Origin of the sequence: Streptomyces sp. PR69 (genome assembly GCF_026420845.1) — a bacterium.
In the GTDB taxonomy this organism is placed as follows: Bacteria; Actinomycetota; Actinomycetes; order Streptomycetales; family Streptomycetaceae; genus Streptomyces.
Map to the genome: position 1 here is coordinate 1 of NZ_JAOWCB010000079.1, position 1522 is coordinate 1522.

The window sequence follows — 1522 nt, forward strand, 5'->3', positions numbered from 1 at the left end:
CGGAAGATTTCAAGTCCAGTGAGACGGTCGTGAAGCTATGAGGTTTGTGGTGCGGGTTCCCTGCGCTTGGCCGGGTCGTTGATCCATGCCTGCTGGGGTATCTGGGGTGGTCGGGGGCGGCGGCCGAAGCGTTCGGGGTGGCGGGCGTATGCCTCGGCGAGGGTGACGGCTCGCTGGTCGCGGATCTCCTCGGCGGTGCCGAAGTGCACGCTGGCGGGCGTGTGCCAGCCGATGCTCGAATGGCGGTGCTCGTGGTTGTAGTACGCGATGAACGCGTCGAACCACTCGCGGGCATGGGCCAGCGAATCGAACCGTTCGGGGTAGTCGGACATGTACTTCGTGGTCTTGAAGTGGGCCTCGCTGTAGGGGTTGTCGTTGGAGGTCTTCGGCCGCGAGTGCGACCGTGTGACGCCGAGGTCGATCAGCAGCTGCGAGACCTTCTTGGAGGTCATCGAGGTGCCGCGGTCGGCGTGCACGGTCTCGGGCACGATGCCGTTGCGGGCGATGGTCTCGCGGATCAACTGCTCGGCCCGCTGGGCCGATTCGGCCCTCTCGACAGTGTGGCCGACGATGTATCGGCTGAAGATGTCGATGATGACGTAGGCGTGATACCAGACGCCCTTGACCGGTCCGGCTGCCTTGGTGATGTCCCAGGTGAACACCTGCGACGGTGCGGTGGCCACCAGCTCGGGCACCGTCTTCGCCGGGTGGGTGGCCTGGCGGCGGCGTTCGCCGGACTGACCCTTTTCGCGCAGGATCCGGTACATCGTGGAGACCGAGCAGTGGTAGCGCCCGGCATCCAGCTCGCGAGCCCAGATCTGTGCGGGCGGTAGCTCGGCGTACTCGACGCTGTTCATCAACTCCAGTACCGCAGCCCGTTCTTCTGCCGTCAGGGCCGAGGGCTGGACCTGCGGCGAGCGGGGCCTGCGCGGTGGCGAGGGACGGAGCCGACGGTAGTGGGTGGCCCTGGAGCGACCGGTCAGCCGGCAGGCAGCCGTGATACCCAGCTTGCCCTCGATGCCGACGAACGCGTCGTCGACCACCGGGTTGGCGGCAGCCCTCAGTCCGCGCCCTCGGAGATCATTCCCAAGAGCGCGGAAGCTTTTCCCATAACCTCCAACGCAGCCTTGTTCCGGGCCAGTTCCTTCTCCAGCCGTTCCACCTGACGGCGCAGCTTCTCGTTCTCCGCCTCGGCTGCGGACTTCTTCGGCCGGGCCGGGCTCGTGCGCTTGTCGACCAGCTTCTCCAGCGCCCCGGCATCCCGCGCGGCCCGCCATTCCTTGACGTGCGAGTGGTACAGGCGCTCGCGGCGCAGGATCGCGCCCTTCCCGCTCTTGGGCGCGGCGTCGTACTCGGCCACGATCCGCAGCTTGTACTCGGCAGTGAAGGAACGGCGCTTCGGCCGGGGAGCCGGATCGGACTCGGCGGGGGTGGTGCTGGTCATGAGGGGTGGTTCTCCTGTCGTGCCCTCTCAGGCTAACCCGTCGAAGCGGGGCGTCTCACCCAAGGCTGACAGAGAGGG

General features: G+C 67.1%; 2 protein-coding genes. Both read right to left on the reverse strand.

The window, feature by feature from the left end:
- Positions 1-35: 35 nt before the first annotated feature.
- On the reverse strand, positions 36-1043 hold the full coding sequence (locus tag OF819_RS28950) for an IS3 family transposase (RefSeq protein WP_267246619.1): 1008 nt from the start codon (positions 1041-1043) through the stop codon (positions 36-38).
- Between the two features lie 17 nt (positions 1044-1060).
- Positions 1061-1444 (reverse strand): hypothetical protein, encoded by a 384-nt coding sequence (locus tag OF819_RS28955; protein ID WP_267246620.1) that lies wholly within the window; start codon positions 1442-1444, stop codon positions 1061-1063.
- Positions 1445-1522: the final 78 nt, after the last annotated feature.

Bases quoted from the DNA above. Each gene is read 5' to 3' on its own strand.
- OF819_RS28955 (WP_267246620.1), bottom strand. From the start codon at position 1,444: ATGACCAGCACCACCCCCGCCGAGTCCGATCCGGCTCCCCGGCCGAAG.